This is a genomic window from Lacibacter sediminis, from assembly GCF_014168535.1.
Taxonomy (GTDB): Bacteria; Bacteroidota; Bacteroidia; order Chitinophagales; family Chitinophagaceae; genus Lacibacter; species Lacibacter sediminis.
Map to the genome: position 1 here is coordinate 2,920,552 of NZ_CP060007.1, position 17,677 is coordinate 2,938,228.

Sequence of the window (17,677 nt, forward strand, 5' to 3'; positions counted from 1 at the left end):
ATTTTTATGTTTATACTATGGGGCTAACATCAATAACTATTGGCACATGAAAAAGGTGATCATCATTGGTGCAACATCCGGCATCGGCAAGGCACTTGCAATCCGCTATCTGAAAGCAGGACATCGTGTTGGCATCACCGGCCGGCGTGCACATTTGCTGGATGAAATAAAACAATACTATCCCCAACAGACTTTCACAGCAGCATTTGATGTAACCGGCAACGAAAACATTGTTCATCTTGAACAATTAATTGAACAATTGCAAGGCATGGATCTGTTCATTTATAATAGTGGATATGGCGAAGCCAGTAAAGAATTGAATTGGGCAATGGATAAAAAAACAACGCTCATTAACGTAAACGGTTTTGCAGAAACAACCAACTATGCTTTCAACTATTTTGTAAAGCAAGGGCACGGACAAATTGCAGCTATTTCATCCATTTCAGCTTATCGTGGTAACAGCTGGGCACCAGCATATGGCGCCAGCAAAGCTTACATTAGTAATTATATGGAAGCGCTGAGCATTAAAGCTTATCGTATGAAGTTGCCGATCCATATTACAGATATTCAACCAGGTTTCGTTCTCACCGATATGGCCAAGGGCAATAAATTATTCTGGATGGCTCCGCTTGAGAAAGCCACTACGCAAATGATCGAGGCCATCGAAAAGAAAAAACGGAGAGTGCAAATCACAAAGCGCTGGGCCATTGTTGCATGGTTATTGAAGTGGTTACCTTTCTCTCTCTATAAAAAGCTCGGCTGATCCAACTGCTAACATTTTCTTAAAAGCTTCACAGCCATTATGCAATGTGGCATGGTTTTCCATCGTTAAGGATAAAAGAGCTAAATTCGATGTATCAAACTTCAACCATGCAATCAGCAGACACACAGAAAAATTATAAAGCAGCAGCCATCACATTTGTGGTGCATGCAGTGTTGCTGGTTTTATTTTTTGTGATCACCATTGCTATGACAGGTCCCACACCACCAACTGTGGAAGAAGGTATTGAAGTAAATCTTGGCAACAGCGATATTGGTTTTGGCGATGTTCAGCCGTTGATCCCCGACGAACCTGCTCCTGAAGCCATTCCTGAAACAACCACCACACCTCCCCAACAACAGATTGCAGCAGCAGTTGATGAAACTGAAAAAGAACTGAGTGAGCGTGATGATGAAGATGCGCCGGAAGTGAATAAACCGGCTAAGGTTACGAAGCCGGCTAAGGTCGTTCCAAAAGAGAATCCTCCTGTTGCAACAACGAAACCTGCAACAACAACAGTCGTTAATCCAAAACCTGCTCCTCCAAAACCAAAAGCGGTATATGGTGGCGGCACAGGTACCGGTGGAAATAATTCTGACACGTATAACAACAGCCGTAACCAGGGTATTGCAGGTGGCACAGGCGATCAAGGAAAGTCAAACGGCAATCCTAACAGTGATAATTACAATGGGAATGGCGGCACCGGTTCCGGTGGTGGACCACGAGTTACCAGTGGTAACCGAAAGATCATTAAATACTATTCATTCAGCGGTGATCTTGAAAAAGCAACAATCTATGCTGTGATTAAAGTATCACCTGAAGGTCGTGGCACATTTGTTCGCATCGGACCACGTTCAACTTCTGTGAGCCAGGCTTATGCAAATGCGATCATCGAATATCTCCGTAACATTCAGTTTGATAAAACCGCTCAGGAATCAACTGTTACTGTTCAGTTTAACTTTAAAGTGAACGATTAATTCTAAATGCTGAAGCTATTTAAATACCCCTTACTTCTTTTCTTAAGCGGATCGCTTGTTACAATTTTTGGCGCATGGTCAAAAATTTTACACATGAGTTTTGCTGACATCCTTTTAACGGTTGGAATGATACTGCAGGCGATTGGAGTCTTATTTGCAATGTACGTGTTGGTAAAATCTAAGTAACGGAAAATTGCTCCACTCTAAATAACATCAATTTATATACAAACGATGTACTTTCTTTTTAGCCTGTCCTATTGCACCAAAACCAACTCTCTTCATCCATTTATTTTACCATTCACGCACAAAAGATAAACAGAACATCTGTATCGTATGTTTCCTACGTATGTTTATATACGTAACCTTCGAACTTCTCCTACCACCCGTTAACACTGGTCAAAAACACCATCAGTTATTATCTATTCCCTTTAAAAACGCAGGATCATGAAGATGGTTAGGTTATCGTTATTGTCTGATACAATCAGCCGCATTAAAAAGATTGGCTACACAGATGAACTTGATGGGTATGCCGCACGCCGTTTAGGTATTTTCAACACACTTAATTTTATTGGCCTACTTACAGGGATTATCATTCCGTTGATAGCCATTCTTAACAAAGGCTATTTACCTGTTATTGCCTGGATCGTTGCAGCAGCTCCTGCATTCATCAGTTTAGTTGTACTGATTGCGAATTATTACCGTCGATACAACTTTGCCATGCTCTGGTATTTTATTCTGTACCCCGCCATTACTTCACTGGTGTATATGGATAGCATTGATGTTGGCATTGAATTGTTTTTCATCCTGTATGCCGTATTCGGCGTATTCTTTTTACAACAATTAAGATTGATCTTACTTGCAATCAGCTTTTCACTCATCAGTTATTTTGCTGTATTTGTAGTTGAGCAGAACTATGAATTCGTGATGAGAGATATCAATTACTCTTTCTACGTATTCAATCATGTCCTTTCAGTTGCTTTAATTTTCATTGGTTTATTCCTGATCAAAAAAGAAAATAAAGATTACCAGGCCGAAATATTGAACAGTAACGAAGAGTTGTACAGGTATACACAGGAGATCGAAAAACAGAAAGAAGAACTGGCTGAATTAAATAATCTGAAGTCGAAATTATTTTCGGTGATCTCTCATGATCTGCGCACACCATTATATGGATTACGCAATTTATTTAAAAGTGTAGAGCAATATGATCTGCCCGCAGAAGAAATAAAAGTATTGATACCTGATGTAGTAAAAGATCTGCACTACACAACTGATTTGATGGAGAATCTGCTGCAATGGGCCAAGAGCCAGATGAAGGGTGAATCGCTTTCACCACAATTGATCGATATGAACAAACTCATTCACGATGTGCAACAGGTTGTTCGACTGCAAGCCGAAAACAAACAGGTATATCTCAAGACAAAAGCTGACAAGCCCGTTTATATTTATGCTGATAAGGAGATGATCGAAGTAGTTTTACGTAACCTCATCAGTAATGCCATTAAATTCACGCCAAAAGAAGGCGAAGTAGTGATTGATGTAAAAGAAGAAGATGAATTGATTGAAGTACTTGTTCGGGATACGGGCACCGGTATGAGTGAAGAAGCAAAGAACAAATTATTTGGTGATGAACATTTCACTACCAAAGGCACATCTAACGAATCAGGCACAGGTCTTGGCTTAATGATCTGCAAAGAATTTCTCAAGAAAAACGGCGGCGATATTCATGTAGAAAGTGAACTGGGTAAAGGAAGCACCTTTGCTTTTACTTTACCACGAGCCTGATGTACAAACAGTGCATGCAACTTCTATCTTTGCTGCATGACTTACCAGGAGACGATCGATTATCTCTTTACCCGGCTTCCCATGTTCAGCCGTATTGGTGCTGCTGCTATTAAAAAAGATCTGCATAACACCATTGCGTTATGCGAGGCGCTGGATAATCCTTACCAGCATTTCAAGAGCATTCATATTGCAGGTACAAACGGGAAAGGATCTGTAAGTCATATGCTCGCTGCAATTTTACAGACAGCCGGTTACAAAACTGGTTTGTACACTTCCCCCCACCTGCACGATTTTCGTGAACGTATTAAAGTGAATGGAGAAATGATTGCTGAACAATACGTAGTTGATTTTACGAAACGTGTGCAACCATTGATCGATGAAATTGAACCTTCTTTTTTTGAGATCACCGTGGCCATGGCGTTTGAATATTTTAAAGATCAGAAAGTTGATATCGCTGTCATTGAAGTGGGGCTTGGCGGACGATTAGACAGCACCAACATTATTACACCTGAGCTATCCATTATTACTAATATTGGTTGGGACCATATGAACCTGCTTGGCGATTCGCTTGAAAAAATCGCCTATGAAAAAGCAGGCATCATCAAGCAACAAATCCCTGTTGTAGTTGGAGAAACCTTACCTGAAACAAAACCGGTGTTTGAGCAAAAAGCAAATGCCATGCAGGCTCCGTTACATTTTTCATACGATGAGTTCAATGTAAGCGGTAAAAAAACAATTGATCATAAGCTAGTTGTTGATGTGCAAGAGCGGAAAACAAAAACTGCATTTCAATATACGCTTGACCTGCCCGGTGTTTATCAAACAAAGAATATACTGACAGCGCTTTCATCTGTTCGTCAACTGCAGCAACAAGGCTGGAAGATTTCCGAAGAACATGTACAAACAGCGTTGGCAACGAGCAGACAGATCAATGGCTTGCACGGACGTTGGGAAGTGATTCATGAACACCCAACTGTGGTAATGGATGTTGGACATAACGAAGATGGTGTGAAACAGATCGTCGCTCAACTCAAAGAAAGCAGCTACAACAAACTGCATATCATCATCGGCATGGTAAAAGATAAAGAGATTGAGAAAGTGTTGGCTTTATTACCAACAGAGGCAACTTACTATTTCACCAAAGCACATATACCGAGGGCATTACCTGAAGCTGATTTGCATGCAAGAGCTTCGGTATTTAAACTGGAAGGTGAAACATTTGAAGATGTAAACAGTGCAATCAGCACAGCTTTACATTACGCAGCAAAAGATGATTTGATCTTAGTTTGTGGAAGTGTGTTTCTTGTGGGCGAAGTTGATGTCAAGGCAATAGACAATAGACAATAGGCAACAGACAATGGGCAAATCTCTGCAAAAACTCTGTTTCCTCTTTTCTCTGCGGTAAAAATAATTCCGTCCGGCGATGGAGTCTGAAGTGCCGTCAATATTTCAATTCACCCAACTTCTCTAATCCATACAACAAAGCTGTAGTGTGCATACTTTGAAGCAATTTGTTTTCACGGATAAGTTGTTTTACCTCGTTTATGCTCAGCAGGTGCACTTCTATATCCTCGCCGTCATCCAATTTTTGCTCTGTTACTTTTTCGCCACCGGTAGCAAGATAAGCCCTGAGCAAATTATTGTTTGTAGAAGGGTTTGCAGAAGTTTGGCAGAGATATTCAATTTTATCAAACCGGTAACCGGTTTCTTCAAGCAATTCCCTTGCAATTGCGTCCTCATAGGAAGCATCCGATGCATCTACACAACCGCCCGGTAACTCCATCAATGTTTCACCCAAGGCGTGGCGGTATTGCCGCACCATGATAAATTTCCCATCCTTCGTAAGTGCCAACGCTGCTACCCATTCCGGAAATTCGTACACATAGTAAGGATCAATGACCTTACCATCCGGACGTTCGCATACATCTTCCCGAAGCGTAAGCCAATCACGTTGAAATAAATATTTTGAAGAGATCGTTTTCCAGTTCATGATTCGTTCATTGTTAACAGTTCATTGTTCATCCTAAAACATGTTTCAAGCCATGAACCATCAGCTATGAACCATGAACTATTCTCACCATCCTTTTCTTTCCCGCAACGATGTAATATGTGCTGCATGATGTTTGCCATGCCATGCATAGTTACCAAGCAAGTACCAAAGATCAAATTGCTTTTTTGATTCGGAGTGAATATAAGTCCGCTTCCACTGCTCATCTTTCAGCGTTGAAAACAGCGCATACAGCTTTGCATGAATGGTATGCAGCATGGTGAGAGATACATTCACCGGCAATAAAGTGTACTCGGCTGTTTCAGCCCATTTCACTTCATCATAACCCATCACCGTGGGATTATCTTCCGTTAACGTAAATTTCAAACGGCTCAATGCATTGAGGTGGCTGTCGCTTACATGATGCACAACCTGGCGCACCGTCCATCCGCCATCACGGTAAGGTGTATTCAACTGTGCTTCATCTAAATTTTCAATGGCCCGCTCTAATAAGCCCGGCAAGAATTTTATATCAGCTAACCATTCTTCTTTCAATGCTTCACTGAAGGGAGCCGGCTCATATTCACCAATGGGATAACGTAAATCCATAATAGTTGATGGTTAATGGTTCATAGTTCATGGCACTCGGTTTTACAAACAGCTATCAACCATGAACTATGAACCTTCGTTTATTTCTTCACTGGTCTTACTTCCAGTAATTCCATTTCAAAAATCAATGTAGCACCGCCCGGAATCATTCCGCTTCCACGCTCTCCATATCCATACTCGCTTGGAATAAATAATTGCCATTTACTGCCTGCAGGCATCAACACCAATGTTTGTTTCCAACCCTCAACCAATTGATTTAATGGATAAACAATCGGTTGACCACGGCCGTAAGATTCATCAAACACATTGCCATCAAGTAATGTTCCTTTGTAATGTGCTACGATGGTATCTTCCAGCAATGGCTTTGGCCCGGTGCCCTGCTTGATAATTTTGTATTGAACACCGCTTGGTAATTCCACAACACCGGGTTGTTTTTTGTTTTCTGTAAGGAATTTCCTTCCTTCTTCTTTTACAGCAGCATTCTTCTTCGCCATATACTCCTGTAGTTTTTGTTGTATAGTCATATTTGCAGTATTAGCATCCATTAAGGGAGTGGGATTATTTTTCAATGCATCAGCAATGCCTTTGTTCAACGCAACATAGCTCATGTTCTCAATGCCTTGTGCCTGCATGTTACCGCCAATGTTTAAACCAATGGCATAACTTAAACTATCAAGACCGTTTCGAAGCAACGGTTTTGGTGCTGCCGGTTTTGCAGCGGGTTTAGTTGTTGGCTTTGTGGTAGTAGTTGTTTTTTTAACAGGTGGTTTTGTGCTTTGCGCAATACCTGCAACAGCAAAGGATAATGATAAAACTGTAAGAGAAAGAATACGCATGTGATTAATTGATTAAAAATTTATTCGTCACGCAGAGCGTGACCGGTTAATGAAATAAATACATCTTCTAAATTGGCTGCCTTCATTTGTTTGGGCCGTTCAAACCCTGTTCCAAGCAATTGATCGATCAGTTTTGAAGGGGAATCAAGTGCAACAATATTACCACTGTCAATAATGGCAACACGGTCGCAAAGATATTCAGCTTCGTCCATGTAATGTGTGGTAATGATCACGGTTGTTCCTCTTGCCTGGATGTTGCGCACAAGATCCCAAAGATTTCTTCTTGCTTGTGGATCAAGCCCTGTTGTGGGTTCATCAAGGAAAACAATTTTTGGTTCATTGATGAGCGTGGTGGCAACGGAGAAACGTTGTTTCTGTCCGCCACTCAACTCCTTGAATTTTGCTTTCGCTTTTTCTTCAAGGTTCACTGTTTTCAACAAAGCCATTGGATCAACAGTGCGGTTATATAAACCGCTGAAGAGCTGGATCAATTCAACCAACGATAAGCCCGGATAATAACCCGACGTTTGTAATTGCACACCAATGATCTGTTTAATATCATTCGCCTGCTTGTCGAGATCAAAACCGTTTACAGCTACAGTGCCACTTGTTTTTTCACGTAACGTTTCAATGATCTCAAGCGTTGTTGATTTGCCTGCACCATTGGGGCCAAGCAAACCAAATATCTCGCCTTCATACACATCAAAGCTGATGCCCTTGACAGCTTTAAAGCTGCCATAGTTCTTCACTAAATTCTTTACCTCGATGATTTTTTCCTGCATCTTATTCTTAAGTAAGAGAAACTCTATTATGCGTGTTTTAAAATAAGTTCCATTTTTATATCTGCCGTTTCAAATGGCGAATCTTTCATTTCAATATATTCAAAACCATATTTTTCATACAGCTTCAGTGCATTCTTTAATTGATGGTTCGAGAACAACTCGATCTTCACTGCCCCTAACTCATTTGCTTTCTGCAAACAGGTTTCCAATAATAATTTACTGATGCCTTTGCCCTGCCATTGTTCTGTTACACTCATCTTCGCCAGTTCATACACCTGGTCCCCTTCATGGATCAACGCTGCAGTGCCAACAATTTCATCAGCTGCTTTTGCCAGGTAAATAACGCCACCCTTATCTACTATCATTCCTTGTGGATCATTCAACACAACCATATCAGCTTCTTCACGCAGGTTGTATTTATCAAGCCATTCAAGATTTAATTGTCTGAATGCATCATGCCATTCTTTACTGTAAGAAATAATTTCGACCATTACTTATAATAACTTTCCAGTTCACTCATCATATTCTTACTGCCAATAAACATCGGCACACGCTGGTGCAGTTCTGTTGGCTGCACATCAAGGATCGGAATTTTTCCATCCGTTGCTCTTCCCCCAGCCAGTTCCATAATAAATGCAAACGGGTTACATTCATATGCCAACCGTAATTTGCCATTTGGACGATCAAGGGTACCTGGGTACATAAAAATTCCACCCTTGATCAAACTCCTGTGCACATCTGCCACCATGCTGCCAATATAACGTTGTGTATAAGGACCACCGTTTGATTTATCTTTTTTCTGACAGGCATTGATGTATTCCTGCACGCCTTTTTCATAACGGAAAAAGTTACCGTGATTCACCGAATAAATATTTCCATCATGCGGACATTTAATATCGGGATGGCTCAAACAAAATTCACCAATGGAAGGATCTAATGTAAACCCATTCACTCCTCTTCTTGTTGCATACACCATCATGGTACTGCTGCCATATACCATATAACCCGCAGCAACCTGGTTGCGTCCTTTTTGTAGAAAATCTTCTTTCGTACATGGCTTACCTCTTTCACTCACACGACGGTATACACTGAAGATGGTGCCAATAGAAATGTTCACATCAATATTACCACTGCCATCAAGCGGATCAAACATCACCACATACTTTGCGTTGTTGCTGATCTCGTCATCAAACACCACAATATCATCCATCTCTTCACTGCCGATGCCGGCACAACTGATACCATGTTGCAGCACTTTCATAAACTGCGTGTTGGCATAAATATCCAGCTTCTTCACATCTTCACCCTGCACATTTACACTTCCATGATCGCCTAAAATATCTACAAGTCCGGCTTTATTTACTTCTACGTTTACACGTTTGGCCGCAAGACCAAGATCACGGAGCAGACTACTCAATTCACCGGTCGCCTGTGGAAAATTGCGTAGCTGTTGGATGGTAAACTCATCCAGCGTTGATATTCTTCTATCTATACTCATACAGTTGTTTTAAGCAATTTCGTTGTAAGCAAAAGTAAGGGTTTAAGGCAGATGATTGAGTGAGCAGTTGTGCAAATAGCATCGCCTGTTGCCACGCTCGTTTCGCAGTTCCTTTTACATAGCATCAAGGGAAATACATCTTTCCGGTTTTGCTATCTTTAAGTATGGAATGGACATGGATCATCATTGGAGTTATTCTTGCAATTGTGGCAATTGCAGGAAGTATACTGCCACTCATACCCGGCCCGCCAATTGCCTATGTAGGTTTACTGTTGCAACAACTTCGTGACGAAAAACCTTTCTCAACCAATTTCCTGCTTTTATGGGCAACTATTGTTGTAGTATCGCTTGTTCTCGACTATATCATTCCCATCTGGGGCACTAAAAAATTCGGCGGAACAAAGTATGGCGTTTGGGGTTGCACCCTTGGTTTTTTAGTTGCATTCTGGCTGGGACCTTGGGGTATCATCATAGGTCCGTTTGTTGGGGCATTTATTGGTGAAATGATCGCTCAGCAAAACTCAAACATTGCATTCAAAGCGGCATTGGGTTCGTTTGTTGGCTTTCTTGCAGGCAGCTTTTTGAAACTGGTGATCTGCTTTTTTATGCTGTATTATATTTTGACGAGTATTTAACCAGTGTGTTCATTCAGGAAAGACTCACAACCTAAATTAAAATGTTGTTCAGTCAACTTGCAGGTGAACAGACAACAACTTCCCGGCAACAATCAACTGACTTTAAACGTAAAATACTTCTGTGAAAAATAGCTAAACGCCACCACAAAAAAAGTGGTGCAGATCTTCGCCAGCGTGGCATACATGTGAAAGGTTTCTACAAATATTTTCAGGAAAAAATAATTCAACAGAATTGCGCCTGCTACCACGATCATATATTTAGGCAACTGCTCCCGCTTACGTACGGTACTTCCTTCAAACACTACATAACGGCTGAGAAAAAACCCAACCGGAAACGTTATAATAAACGACATCAGGAAAGCCGCAATATGTGGACTCACCGTCATAAACGGTGTGTGCACCATTTGCTTGTCAAGAATAAAATTATAGCTGATATAAAACAGCAGAATATCAAGCACAGTGTTGCCGCCGCCGCACGCCGCATACCTGAATGTTTGCATGGGCATGATCTTTCGGAATGGTGGATAGAACCAATCGATCACCGCATGAATAAAAGCAACAACACCATTGATCATAAGTGGCGGCAAAGGTAAAGATTTGGTCATTAGTTTAAACCAGGCTCTGCAGCATCCGCTTTTGATTACAATTAAACGCTGTTTTGAACGTAGCTTTGCAAAAAAATGATATGCGTCTAGTTGTAGTTTCTGTACTCTTTTTGTTGATGAGTTGTAACAGTGGTGCCCAAACGGGCAAAGAAGTATCAGCCGATGAATTTGAAAAAGGTCTGCAACAAGGAAATGTACAGTTGCTGGACGTACGAACTGCAGGCGAATTCCGGACAGGCCATATTAAAAAAGCATTACAGGCAAATTGGAATGATCAACAAGAATTTGCCGACCGTACCTCTGCACTGGATAAACAAAAACTGGTTTACATCTATTGCCTGAGCGGCCCACGCAGCAGTGCCGCAGCAGAATGGTTAAGAGCAAACGGCTTTCAGCAGGTAGTAGAATTAAAAGCCGGTTTCAGTGGCTGGAAGCGAAATGGAAAACCGGTTGAAGGAATGGTGGATGTAAAACAAATGACCATGTCTGAATACCAACAGCAAATTGCCGGCAAAGAATATGTGCTGGTAGATTTTGGTGCAGAATGGTGCCCGCCTTGCCGTAAGATGGAGCCGATCGTCAATGAATTCCTGGCACAACATAAAGAGATAACCTTCTTTAAAATTGATGGTGGCATACATACCGATTTAATGAAACAATTAAATGCTGAAGGTTTGCCCACTTTTATACTTTTGAAAAAAGGCCAGGAAGTTTGGCGTTACAAAGGTGTTCTTACCCCTGAAGAACTAAACACGATCTGGACAAACAAGAAATAGTAACTTTAAGAGAGAAGCATTAAAACATGGAAGCACTTTCTGCCGATCAGAAAACATGGTATCGTAACTGGTTTAATTCACCATACTATCATCAATTGTATTTTCAACGTGACGAGCAGGAAGCTGCTGCGTTTATCGATCGTCTCTTATCAAAACTCTACCCGGCGCCGAACGCCATGATGCTGGATGTGGCCTGCGGACGTGGAAGACACAGTATCCATCTTTCATCAAAAGGATATGCTGTAACAGGTATCGATATCAGTGAAGACAGTATTGAAGAAGCCAAACAATTTGAAACGGATAAGCTAGAGTTTTTTGTGCATGATATGCGATTACCTTTTCGCATGAACTATTACGACTATGCATTCAACTTCTTTACAAGTTTTGGATTCTTCCGTACACGCCGTGAACACGATAATGCCATCCGCACCATTGCTCAATCATTAAAACCCGGCGGCACATTCGTGATCGATTATCTCAACACGCATTATGTAGAAAATCATTTGCAGTACAAAAGTGAATTTCAGAAAGATGGCGTAACCTTCTATATCACCCGCTGGCTCGATGAAACACATTTCTATAAAAAGATCATTGTGGAAGATGAAGCCAACCTGGAAGAACCACTTGAGTTTACGGAGAAAGTAGCGAAGTTTTCCTTAGGCGATTTTAATGATATGTTTTCGTTTTACGATTTGCAGGTGCAGGAGGTATTTGGCGATTATCACTTTGAACCCTACCATGTAAACAATTCACCACGATTGATCATCATTGCAAAGAAGGTTAAGTAGCGTAACAACTACGGCTTAACACTTGCCTTCTTATTATTCAACAACATCCAGCGTGAAGATTCGTACAGCGCAATGGTTTCGACTGCCATTTGCTTTTTTGTATGCTCGTATTTTTCTTTAGAGAGTAAGGGCGCATTAAAATGCAGTGGCACCAATGTGTCCTTCTGCAGATTCATATTGAGGATATAGTAAAATTCATTATTCACCATGCCGATCTTTGCTTCATCATGATGAATGATAAACGCAAAATCTTTTCCCGCAGGTTTTCGCAACAAGTCACGACCAATGGTCGTATTTGTGTAAGGCTGATTCAATAACCCTGCAATGGTTGGTAATACATCTACCTGGCTCACTACTTCTTTACGCTTCTCAGGTTTGATAAACCCTGGTGCATAAAATAACAATGGCACATGTTCATCCGTCAGGCGTTCGTTGGTCCATGCATCAGGGTATAAAGCCGTGGCATTCCCTTTTACACCATGATCGCCAACAAACACAAACAAGGTATTGTTGAACCAAGGCTGTTGCTTCGCAGCTTCCATGAACTGTTGAATACTGTAATCGGTATACAACAACGCTTCCATTTCTTTCTGTGAATCAAAGCCATATTTTTTCAACTGCAATTCATCAACCTGCCTTGCTGCAACGGCGGCTGTATCTTCTTCAGGCAAAACAAACGGACGGTGATTATCGGCTGTTTGTATAATGCTGAAGAAAGGAGTTGTTTGTTGCGATAAAACCTGGTTGGCTTCATTAAATAAATTTTTGTCGCTGATGCCCCACACATTAAACTTCGGACTTTTATACATTCCTTCTTCATACAAATGAAGTCCGTTCACATTATTTACCAGCAAACCTTTAAAATTATTGAACTCACTATTGCCACCAATGAAATAAAATTTCTCATGATTGGTAAATGAATTGAGAATAGTGTGCTGATCAATGGCTTCAATATTTCTTGTTGAGAATTTACTCAACTGTACATCGGGCACACCACTCAATAATGCAAATACACCTCTCGCTGTTCCAAAGTGCGGGGAAAAACATCTTTCAAACAACAAACCTTCATTTGCCAGTTGCTGTAAATAAGGTGTTGTATTAAGCGGGTTCCCACTCAATCCCGTCTTATACATACTGAGCGATTCGCAGATCACCAATACCACATTCATCTTTTTCGCCGGCTCTGCAAACACTTCTCTGCGCTGAAAATTGAGCATGGCTGATTCCTTTGGAAGCTGCAACAACTCCTTCATAGCATCAAACTGAACCTTTGCACTTCCATCATCAGTAAAGGGCTTTCGGAAACGAAGTGTGGTAAAGAAATTCTCCAATGGATTCAATGCGAGGTACGCTTTAAAATTATCACCCAGCTTAAATGCATCTTTCCATGTTAATGGTTTTGCCGGGTTGCTGCCTGCCACACCAATGATCAGCAACAACATCATCCAGAAAGTACGCACCGGTTTAAACGGATGTTTGATGGTGTGAACTTTTGAATGACTTCTCTGAAAGAAGCGGTACAATCCATAAATAACCAACGACAATAACAGGAATATCCAAAACAACGGGTACGATTGCCAAAGCATACTCATTGATATGGCGAAATCTTCAATAAAGTTGAGTGCACTTGCATTGAGCCTTGTTTCCACATAATCGAAGTGTCCGAAATCGGCGCCAAAGAAAAACAGGAGAAAACTGCTTACAACAACCAGGTATATGATCCAGAATCGTTTTGTTCTGGAAGATTGAAAGGGTGAAAAGCGGTTGAAGCTTCCGGCAATAAGTAACGGTGCCAGCAAAATGCACACCCAACGTAAATCAAAACGCATTCCCATTAAAAAAGATGGAACCGCATCCGAAAAAGAAACGCCATCGGGTCTGAATGAATAAAAGGTAAGTACACGCATGATGCTGAACAGCAACATGAAGAAGACAAACAAACGTAACACCCACCGTGAAGTTGGTGGTAATTGAAAGCGATGACCCATAGTTTCCTTAAGCAAAGCGCAAAAGTAGAAAGAATTCCCTTGTTGAAAGGTTTATTCCATAAACGGTTTGTTATATTTGGCAATATCATGCTGAAGTCAGTGTTACAATTGGACCGCTCCCTTTTTTACTACATCAATAACAGGTGGAGTAATGATGTGTTTGATGCATTCATGCCTTTTATCCGTAACCAGTATTTCTGGGTGCCGTTATATTTATTTCTGCTGGCTTTTGTGTTTACAAATTTCAGAACAAAGGCATTGTGGTGGGTGCTTTTCTTCCTTGCAACATTTGCTTTAACTGATCTCATCAGTGCATCTGTCATTAAAACTTTGGTTGAGCGGCCACGCCCCTGTGCCGATCCCATTGCTTCAGAAACTGTGCGCATGCTGATCCCCTGCAGTTACAGTTACAGTTTTGTTTCATCACATGCCACAAACCATTTTGGTATGGCCATGTTCATGTTCATGAGCATGAAACAATTCAGCAAAAGATGGATATGGCTGGTATTTGGCTGGGCTCTTATTATCAGTTTTGCACAGATCTATGTTGGTGCTCATTTTCCGGTTGATGTGCTTGGCGGCAGTCTTTTAGGTATGCTTATTGGTCATAGAACAGCCATTGTTTTCAACAAACAATTTGGCGGGCTACAGGTTAACTGATTGTTGCTTATTTTCAATAAAAAGAGCACTTACTCAAAGGATTGTATCTTTGCGCTTTGACAACAATGGAAATATTTATACTACTCGTTCTTATTTTTCTCAATAGCTTATTTGTAATTGCCGAGATCACATTGGTTTCAGCCCGCCGTTCCCGCCTTGAAATGTTTGCCGCAAAGGGCAGCAGCAGTGCCCGGACAGCCCTTGAACTCTCAGAGAATCCTGAAGTTTTTTTATCGGCAGCGCAGATCGGTATTACGCTTATTGCCATCCTTACCGGTGTTTACTCAGGTGAAAAATTCGGGAAAGATCTTGCACCCATATTTGAGAATATCCCTTTGGTTGCAGAATATGCAGAAGGAATTGCTACTGGTATTGTGGTAGTAATCGTAACCATTCTTTCAATCATACTCGGCGAGCTTATCCCCAAACGAATCGGGCTGATGAATGCCGAAAAAATTGCCATGGCTGTCGCCAAGCCCATGAAGTTTTTTGCAAAAGCAGTTCATCCGTTGGTGTGGTTTTTAAATAAAAGCACCAACCTCATTTTTCGTTTGTTCAATGTGAAAACTGTTTCCGACAATCATGTAACGGAAGAAGAGATCAAAGCCATCATCAGTGAAGGAACTGAACAGGGTACTATTGAAGAAGCAGAACAGGAAATTATTGAACGTGTGTTTCATTTAGGCGACCGAAACATCACTTCGTTAATGACACACCGCAACGATATTCTTTGGTTCGATCTGAATGATAACGAATCGTCCATTAAAGAAAAGATCATCAATCAACCTCACTCCATATACCCTATTTGCGATGGCGATCTTGATAACATTAAAGGGTTTGTGTCCATCAAAGACATGTATGTGTCAGATGATTATACCTTGTTTAAAGACTTGATGAAACCGGCTTTGTTTGTACCTGAAAACAATTCAGCCTACCAGGTATTGGAACGATTTAAACAGGGAAAGATCCACAGTGCATTTATTGTTGATGAATATGGTAGTGTTCAGGGAATGATCACACTCAATGATATCCTCGAAGCAATTGTGGGTGATATTCCTGAGCCGCACCAGGATGATTATGAAATTATCAAAAGGGATGATGGCAGTTATCTGGTAGATGCACAAATACAGTTCTACAAATTCCTTTCACGTTTTGAGAAAACAGAATGGATGAACGAAGGCGAACAGGAATTTGATACGCTGGCCGGTTTTATCCTGCACGAATTGGAACGCATTCCACATGCCGGTGAAAAATTCGAATGGAAAGGATTTACATTTGAGATCATCGACATGGATGGTCACCGCATTGATAAAGTATTACTTCATGTGCCTGATGGTGTGGGTGAAGAATAACCGTTGAATGTGTGATTGAATGATGAATATGATCATCTTATTCGCAATCAATCTCCCACCCCACAATTCTTAATCTTCCCTTTCAATTACATAAACAAGTGAACTGCATTGTTCTTTATGCAGCAATGCATTAAAGTTCGACACAAGACCATTCCAGATACCTTTTAAGAAAAAACCCTTCTTATACTTTTCACTGAGCAGTGAAATGTAAAAACTATCAAGCCACATGCGTCTTGTACCAATTACCCGCATACCATTGCGTTTCATAAGCATGCGCATGGAATTTGGAGAGAAATGATACAGATGCCTCGGCACATCATAACTCGCCCAGAATTCTTTATAGATCGCCGCATCTTTGCTTGTATAATTAGGAACAGCAATAATGAGCTTACCTGTTGGTGCCAGTAAGTCTTTTATCCGGTCAACATACTCATCTAACTGATGCACATGCTCCAGCACATGCCACATAGTGATTACGCTGTAAGTTTGTTCAGGTAAACGAAACAATTCATCAGAAGGATAAATATCACAGTTGTATTTCTTGATGGCTTGCTTTCTTGCCTCGGGATCAGGTTCAAGACCAACCACGTTCCAGCCGGCTCTTTCCATTGTATGTGCAAATGTTCCGGTACCGCTGCCGATATCAAGCAACATCCCCACCTGGCGTTTGGAAGCCTTTTTTACCAGTTTCTCTTTCGACATCATGGTAAAAAAACGTGCAATATGGTAAAGAAAGTTGATCACGCCCTTCTTCGTATTACTATGCGAAATGTAAGCGGAAGATTGATAATAAGGACCGATCTTATCTTCTGAAGGGGCATTTAACGTATATCTCAAACCGCACATACCACACTCAGCGATCGTGAATGTTTCACCACTTACCGTGTGATCTTTTGCAGTTTGTACAGGTTTGATGGATTCATTTTTACAGACCGGGCAGTTGGCATAACTCATCAGCTGAAGATTCATGATTGGAGCAGTTCGTTTCTGGGTCATGGATTATTGAATTTTATGCAATGGCGGCGCTTCGTTCAGCTTCAGCTTCTGGTTATTTCCCTGTTTGCTCCATTGCGGTGAATAATTAGCGAATAGCAAAATACTTATTATAGCCGACAAGAACAATGCCAGCACAATCATCCACCAAAGATTGAGGGGTTTTCTCTTAACACCCGTCAGTAATTCCGTCATCTCTTCGCTTGTTTTTTCCTGCTCACCTACCAGTATGGAATGCGAAGTATTCTTACGAATTATTTTCTCTGCAGTTACGGGATTTCCCTTTACCGCCTCATAAAGCGACGAAAAATGAAGCAATTTCTGCTCATCTTTTGTAAAAACGCCAAGTCCGTTCAAGGTCATTTCCCCTTTTTCAGATAATGTACGTTGAAATTCAGTTGATAGGTTTTGCTGTAATGTTTTTACCTCTTCCCTGTCTACATTCAACTCTTTTTGAAGCCAATGCTCAAATTGCTCATCAGTTCCGGTAACGGAAGAAGAATAATGAAGTATAAATTCCGGCGCATACAACAGCCGGTTTGGGAAATCGAGCCGGGCAGGCAGGTGCTCAACCGAAAACGTACCGATTCCCTGTAAAGAAACCCTTTTTTGAAAAGAAAGATAGCGTAATACCAGTTCAACCATG

Annotated in this window: 20 protein-coding genes; 10 read left to right on the forward strand and 10 right to left on the reverse strand. The window is 41.1% G+C overall.

All coding sequences use genetic code 11. The features are described from left to right. Positions 1–46: 46 nt before the first annotated feature. From H4075_RS12340 to H4075_RS12355, 5 genes are all read left to right on the forward strand, one after another. On the forward strand, positions 47–763 hold the full coding sequence (locus H4075_RS12340; RefSeq protein ID WP_182801148.1) for an SDR family NAD(P)-dependent oxidoreductase: 717 nt from the start codon (positions 47–49) through the stop codon (positions 761–763). 107 nt (positions 764–870) lie between these two features. Continuing rightward, positions 871–1,737, forward strand: a complete 867-nt coding sequence (locus H4075_RS12345) for a hypothetical protein (RefSeq protein WP_182801149.1) — start codon at positions 871–873, stop codon at positions 1,735–1,737. Between the two features lie 6 nt (positions 1,738–1,743). Next, positions 1,744–1,923, forward strand: a complete 180-nt coding sequence (locus H4075_RS21820; RefSeq protein WP_407657615.1) for a GldL-related protein — start codon at positions 1,744–1,746, stop codon at positions 1,921–1,923. Positions 1,924–2,181: 258 nt separating this feature from the next. Further along, on the forward strand, positions 2,182–3,522 hold the full coding sequence (locus H4075_RS12350) for an ATP-binding protein (protein ID WP_182801150.1): 1,341 nt from the start codon (positions 2,182–2,184) through the stop codon (positions 3,520–3,522). Positions 3,523–3,558: 36 nt separating this feature from the next. Further along, complete coding sequence (locus tag H4075_RS12355) at positions 3,559–4,869, forward strand: bifunctional folylpolyglutamate synthase/dihydrofolate synthase (protein ID WP_182801151.1); 1,311 nt, start codon at positions 3,559–3,561, stop codon at positions 4,867–4,869. 94 nt (positions 4,870–4,963) lie between these two features. Here H4075_RS12355 and H4075_RS12360 read toward each other — a convergent pair whose 3' ends face one another. From H4075_RS12360 to fbp, 6 genes are all read right to left on the reverse strand, one after another. Beyond that, a complete protein-coding gene (locus H4075_RS12360; protein ID WP_182801152.1) occupies positions 4,964–5,512 on the reverse strand; it encodes an NUDIX hydrolase in 549 nt (182 codons plus the stop codon). 84 nt (positions 5,513–5,596) lie between these two features. Beyond that, on the reverse strand, positions 5,597–6,118 hold the full coding sequence (locus tag H4075_RS12365) for a YfiT family bacillithiol transferase (protein WP_182801153.1): 522 nt from the start codon (positions 6,116–6,118) through the stop codon (positions 5,597–5,599). A gap of 80 nt (positions 6,119–6,198) precedes the next feature. Further along, on the reverse strand, positions 6,199–6,954 hold the full coding sequence (locus H4075_RS12370; RefSeq protein ID WP_182801154.1) for an FKBP-type peptidyl-prolyl cis-trans isomerase: 756 nt from the start codon (positions 6,952–6,954) through the stop codon (positions 6,199–6,201). A 20-nt stretch (positions 6,955–6,974) separates the two neighbouring features. Beyond that, positions 6,975–7,736, reverse strand: coding sequence for an ABC transporter ATP-binding protein (locus H4075_RS12375; RefSeq protein ID WP_182801155.1), 762 nt, complete (start codon positions 7,734–7,736; stop codon positions 6,975–6,977). 26 nt (positions 7,737–7,762) lie between these two features. Continuing rightward, positions 7,763–8,227: a GNAT family N-acetyltransferase gene (locus H4075_RS12380; RefSeq protein ID WP_182801156.1), complete on the reverse strand. Its 465-nt coding sequence runs from the start codon at positions 8,225–8,227 to the stop codon at positions 7,763–7,765. Further along, on the reverse strand, positions 8,227–9,234 hold the full coding sequence (fbp, locus tag H4075_RS12385) for a class 1 fructose-bisphosphatase (RefSeq protein ID WP_182801157.1): 1,008 nt from the start codon (positions 9,232–9,234) through the stop codon (positions 8,227–8,229). The genes H4075_RS12380 and fbp overlap by 1 nt, the downstream gene beginning before the upstream one ends. 164 nt (positions 9,235–9,398) lie before the next feature. On the opposite strand from fbp, the gene H4075_RS12390 reads away from it, so the two are divergent. Continuing rightward, the gene (locus H4075_RS12390; protein WP_182801158.1) at positions 9,399–9,869 is read left to right on the forward strand and encodes a DUF456 domain-containing protein; all 471 of its coding nucleotides are present in this window, start codon (positions 9,399–9,401) and stop codon (positions 9,867–9,869) included. 92 nt (positions 9,870–9,961) lie between these two features. Here H4075_RS12390 and H4075_RS12395 read toward each other — a convergent pair whose 3' ends face one another. After that, positions 9,962–10,474, reverse strand: coding sequence for a GtrA family protein (locus H4075_RS12395; RefSeq protein ID WP_255460184.1), 513 nt, complete (start codon positions 10,472–10,474; stop codon positions 9,962–9,964). Between the two features lie 80 nt (positions 10,475–10,554). On the opposite strand from H4075_RS12395, the gene H4075_RS12400 reads away from it, so the two are divergent. Together H4075_RS12400 and H4075_RS12405 are read left to right on the forward strand one after the other, a co-directional pair. Further along, a complete protein-coding gene (locus H4075_RS12400) occupies positions 10,555–11,250 on the forward strand; it encodes a thioredoxin domain-containing protein (protein WP_182801159.1) in 696 nt (231 codons plus the stop codon). Positions 11,251–11,276: 26 nt separating this feature from the next. After that, the gene (locus H4075_RS12405) at positions 11,277–12,038 is read left to right on the forward strand and encodes a class I SAM-dependent methyltransferase (RefSeq protein ID WP_182801160.1); all 762 of its coding nucleotides are present in this window, start codon (positions 11,277–11,279) and stop codon (positions 12,036–12,038) included. Between the two features lie 8 nt (positions 12,039–12,046). Here H4075_RS12405 and H4075_RS12410 read toward each other — a convergent pair whose 3' ends face one another. Then, positions 12,047–14,026, reverse strand: a complete 1,980-nt coding sequence (locus H4075_RS12410; RefSeq protein WP_182801161.1) for an LTA synthase family protein — start codon at positions 14,024–14,026, stop codon at positions 12,047–12,049. 87 nt (positions 14,027–14,113) lie between these two features. On the opposite strand from H4075_RS12410, the gene H4075_RS12415 reads away from it, so the two are divergent. Both H4075_RS12415 and H4075_RS12420 read left to right on the forward strand, forming a co-directional pair. Next, the gene (locus H4075_RS12415) at positions 14,114–14,686 is read left to right on the forward strand and encodes a phosphatase PAP2 family protein (protein ID WP_182801162.1); all 573 of its coding nucleotides are present in this window, start codon (positions 14,114–14,116) and stop codon (positions 14,684–14,686) included. A 65-nt stretch (positions 14,687–14,751) separates the two neighbouring features. Further along, complete coding sequence (locus H4075_RS12420; protein ID WP_182801163.1) at positions 14,752–16,038, forward strand: hemolysin family protein; 1,287 nt, start codon at positions 14,752–14,754, stop codon at positions 16,036–16,038. A 69-nt stretch (positions 16,039–16,107) separates the two neighbouring features. Here H4075_RS12420 and H4075_RS12425 read toward each other — a convergent pair whose 3' ends face one another. Together H4075_RS12425 and H4075_RS12430 are read right to left on the reverse strand one after the other, a co-directional pair. Beyond that, positions 16,108–17,034, reverse strand: a complete 927-nt coding sequence (locus H4075_RS12425; protein WP_255460185.1) for a class I SAM-dependent methyltransferase — start codon at positions 17,032–17,034, stop codon at positions 16,108–16,110. Positions 17,035–17,037: 3 nt separating this feature from the next. Further along, entirely contained in the window at positions 17,038–17,676 is a 639-nt protein-coding gene (locus H4075_RS12430; protein ID WP_182801164.1) for a DUF4229 domain-containing protein, read from the reverse strand. Position 17,677 lies beyond the last annotated feature (1 nt).

Excerpts from the sequence above, each read along its gene's own strand:
- H4075_RS12340 (WP_182801148.1), top strand. The coding sequence starts at position 47 with ATGAAAAAGGTGATCATCATTGGTGCAACATCCGGCATCGGCAAGGCA.
- H4075_RS12345 (WP_182801149.1), top strand. The coding sequence starts at position 871 with ATGCAATCAGCAGACACACAGAAAAATTATAAAGCAGCAGCCATCACA.
- H4075_RS21820 (WP_407657615.1), top strand. The coding sequence starts at position 1,744 with ATGCTGAAGCTATTTAAATACCCCTTACTTCTTTTCTTAAGCGGATCG.
- H4075_RS12350 (WP_182801150.1), top strand. The coding sequence starts at position 2,182 with ATGAAGATGGTTAGGTTATCGTTATTGTCTGATACAATCAGCCGCATT.
- H4075_RS12355 (WP_182801151.1), top strand. The coding sequence starts at position 3,559 with ATGACTTACCAGGAGACGATCGATTATCTCTTTACCCGGCTTCCCATG.
- H4075_RS12360 (WP_182801152.1), bottom strand. The coding sequence starts at position 5,512 with ATGAACTGGAAAACGATCTCTTCAAAATATTTATTTCAACGTGATTGG.
- H4075_RS12365 (WP_182801153.1), bottom strand. The coding sequence starts at position 6,118 with ATGGATTTACGTTATCCCATTGGTGAATATGAGCCGGCTCCCTTCAGT.
- H4075_RS12370 (WP_182801154.1), bottom strand. The coding sequence starts at position 6,954 with ATGCGTATTCTTTCTCTTACAGTTTTATCATTATCCTTTGCTGTTGCA.
- H4075_RS12375 (WP_182801155.1), bottom strand. The coding sequence starts at position 7,736 with ATGCAGGAAAAAATCATCGAGGTAAAGAATTTAGTGAAGAACTATGGC.
- H4075_RS12380 (WP_182801156.1), bottom strand. The coding sequence starts at position 8,227 with ATGGTCGAAATTATTTCTTACAGTAAAGAATGGCATGATGCATTCAGA.
- fbp (WP_182801157.1), bottom strand. The coding sequence starts at position 9,234 with ATGAGTATAGATAGAAGAATATCAACGCTGGATGAGTTTACCATCCAA.
- H4075_RS12390 (WP_182801158.1), top strand. The coding sequence starts at position 9,399 with ATGGAATGGACATGGATCATCATTGGAGTTATTCTTGCAATTGTGGCA.
- H4075_RS12395 (WP_255460184.1), bottom strand. The coding sequence starts at position 10,474 with ATGACCAAATCTTTACCTTTGCCGCCACTTATGATCAATGGTGTTGTT.
- H4075_RS12400 (WP_182801159.1), top strand. The coding sequence starts at position 10,555 with ATGCGTCTAGTTGTAGTTTCTGTACTCTTTTTGTTGATGAGTTGTAAC.
- H4075_RS12405 (WP_182801160.1), top strand. The coding sequence starts at position 11,277 with ATGGAAGCACTTTCTGCCGATCAGAAAACATGGTATCGTAACTGGTTT.
- H4075_RS12410 (WP_182801161.1), bottom strand. The coding sequence starts at position 14,026 with ATGGGTCATCGCTTTCAATTACCACCAACTTCACGGTGGGTGTTACGT.
- H4075_RS12415 (WP_182801162.1), top strand. The coding sequence starts at position 14,114 with ATGCTGAAGTCAGTGTTACAATTGGACCGCTCCCTTTTTTACTACATC.
- H4075_RS12420 (WP_182801163.1), top strand. The coding sequence starts at position 14,752 with ATGGAAATATTTATACTACTCGTTCTTATTTTTCTCAATAGCTTATTT.
- H4075_RS12425 (WP_255460185.1), bottom strand. The coding sequence starts at position 17,034 with ATGACCCAGAAACGAACTGCTCCAATCATGAATCTTCAGCTGATGAGT.
- H4075_RS12430 (WP_182801164.1), bottom strand. The coding sequence starts at position 17,676 with ATGGTTGAACTGGTATTACGCTATCTTTCTTTTCAAAAAAGGGTTTCT.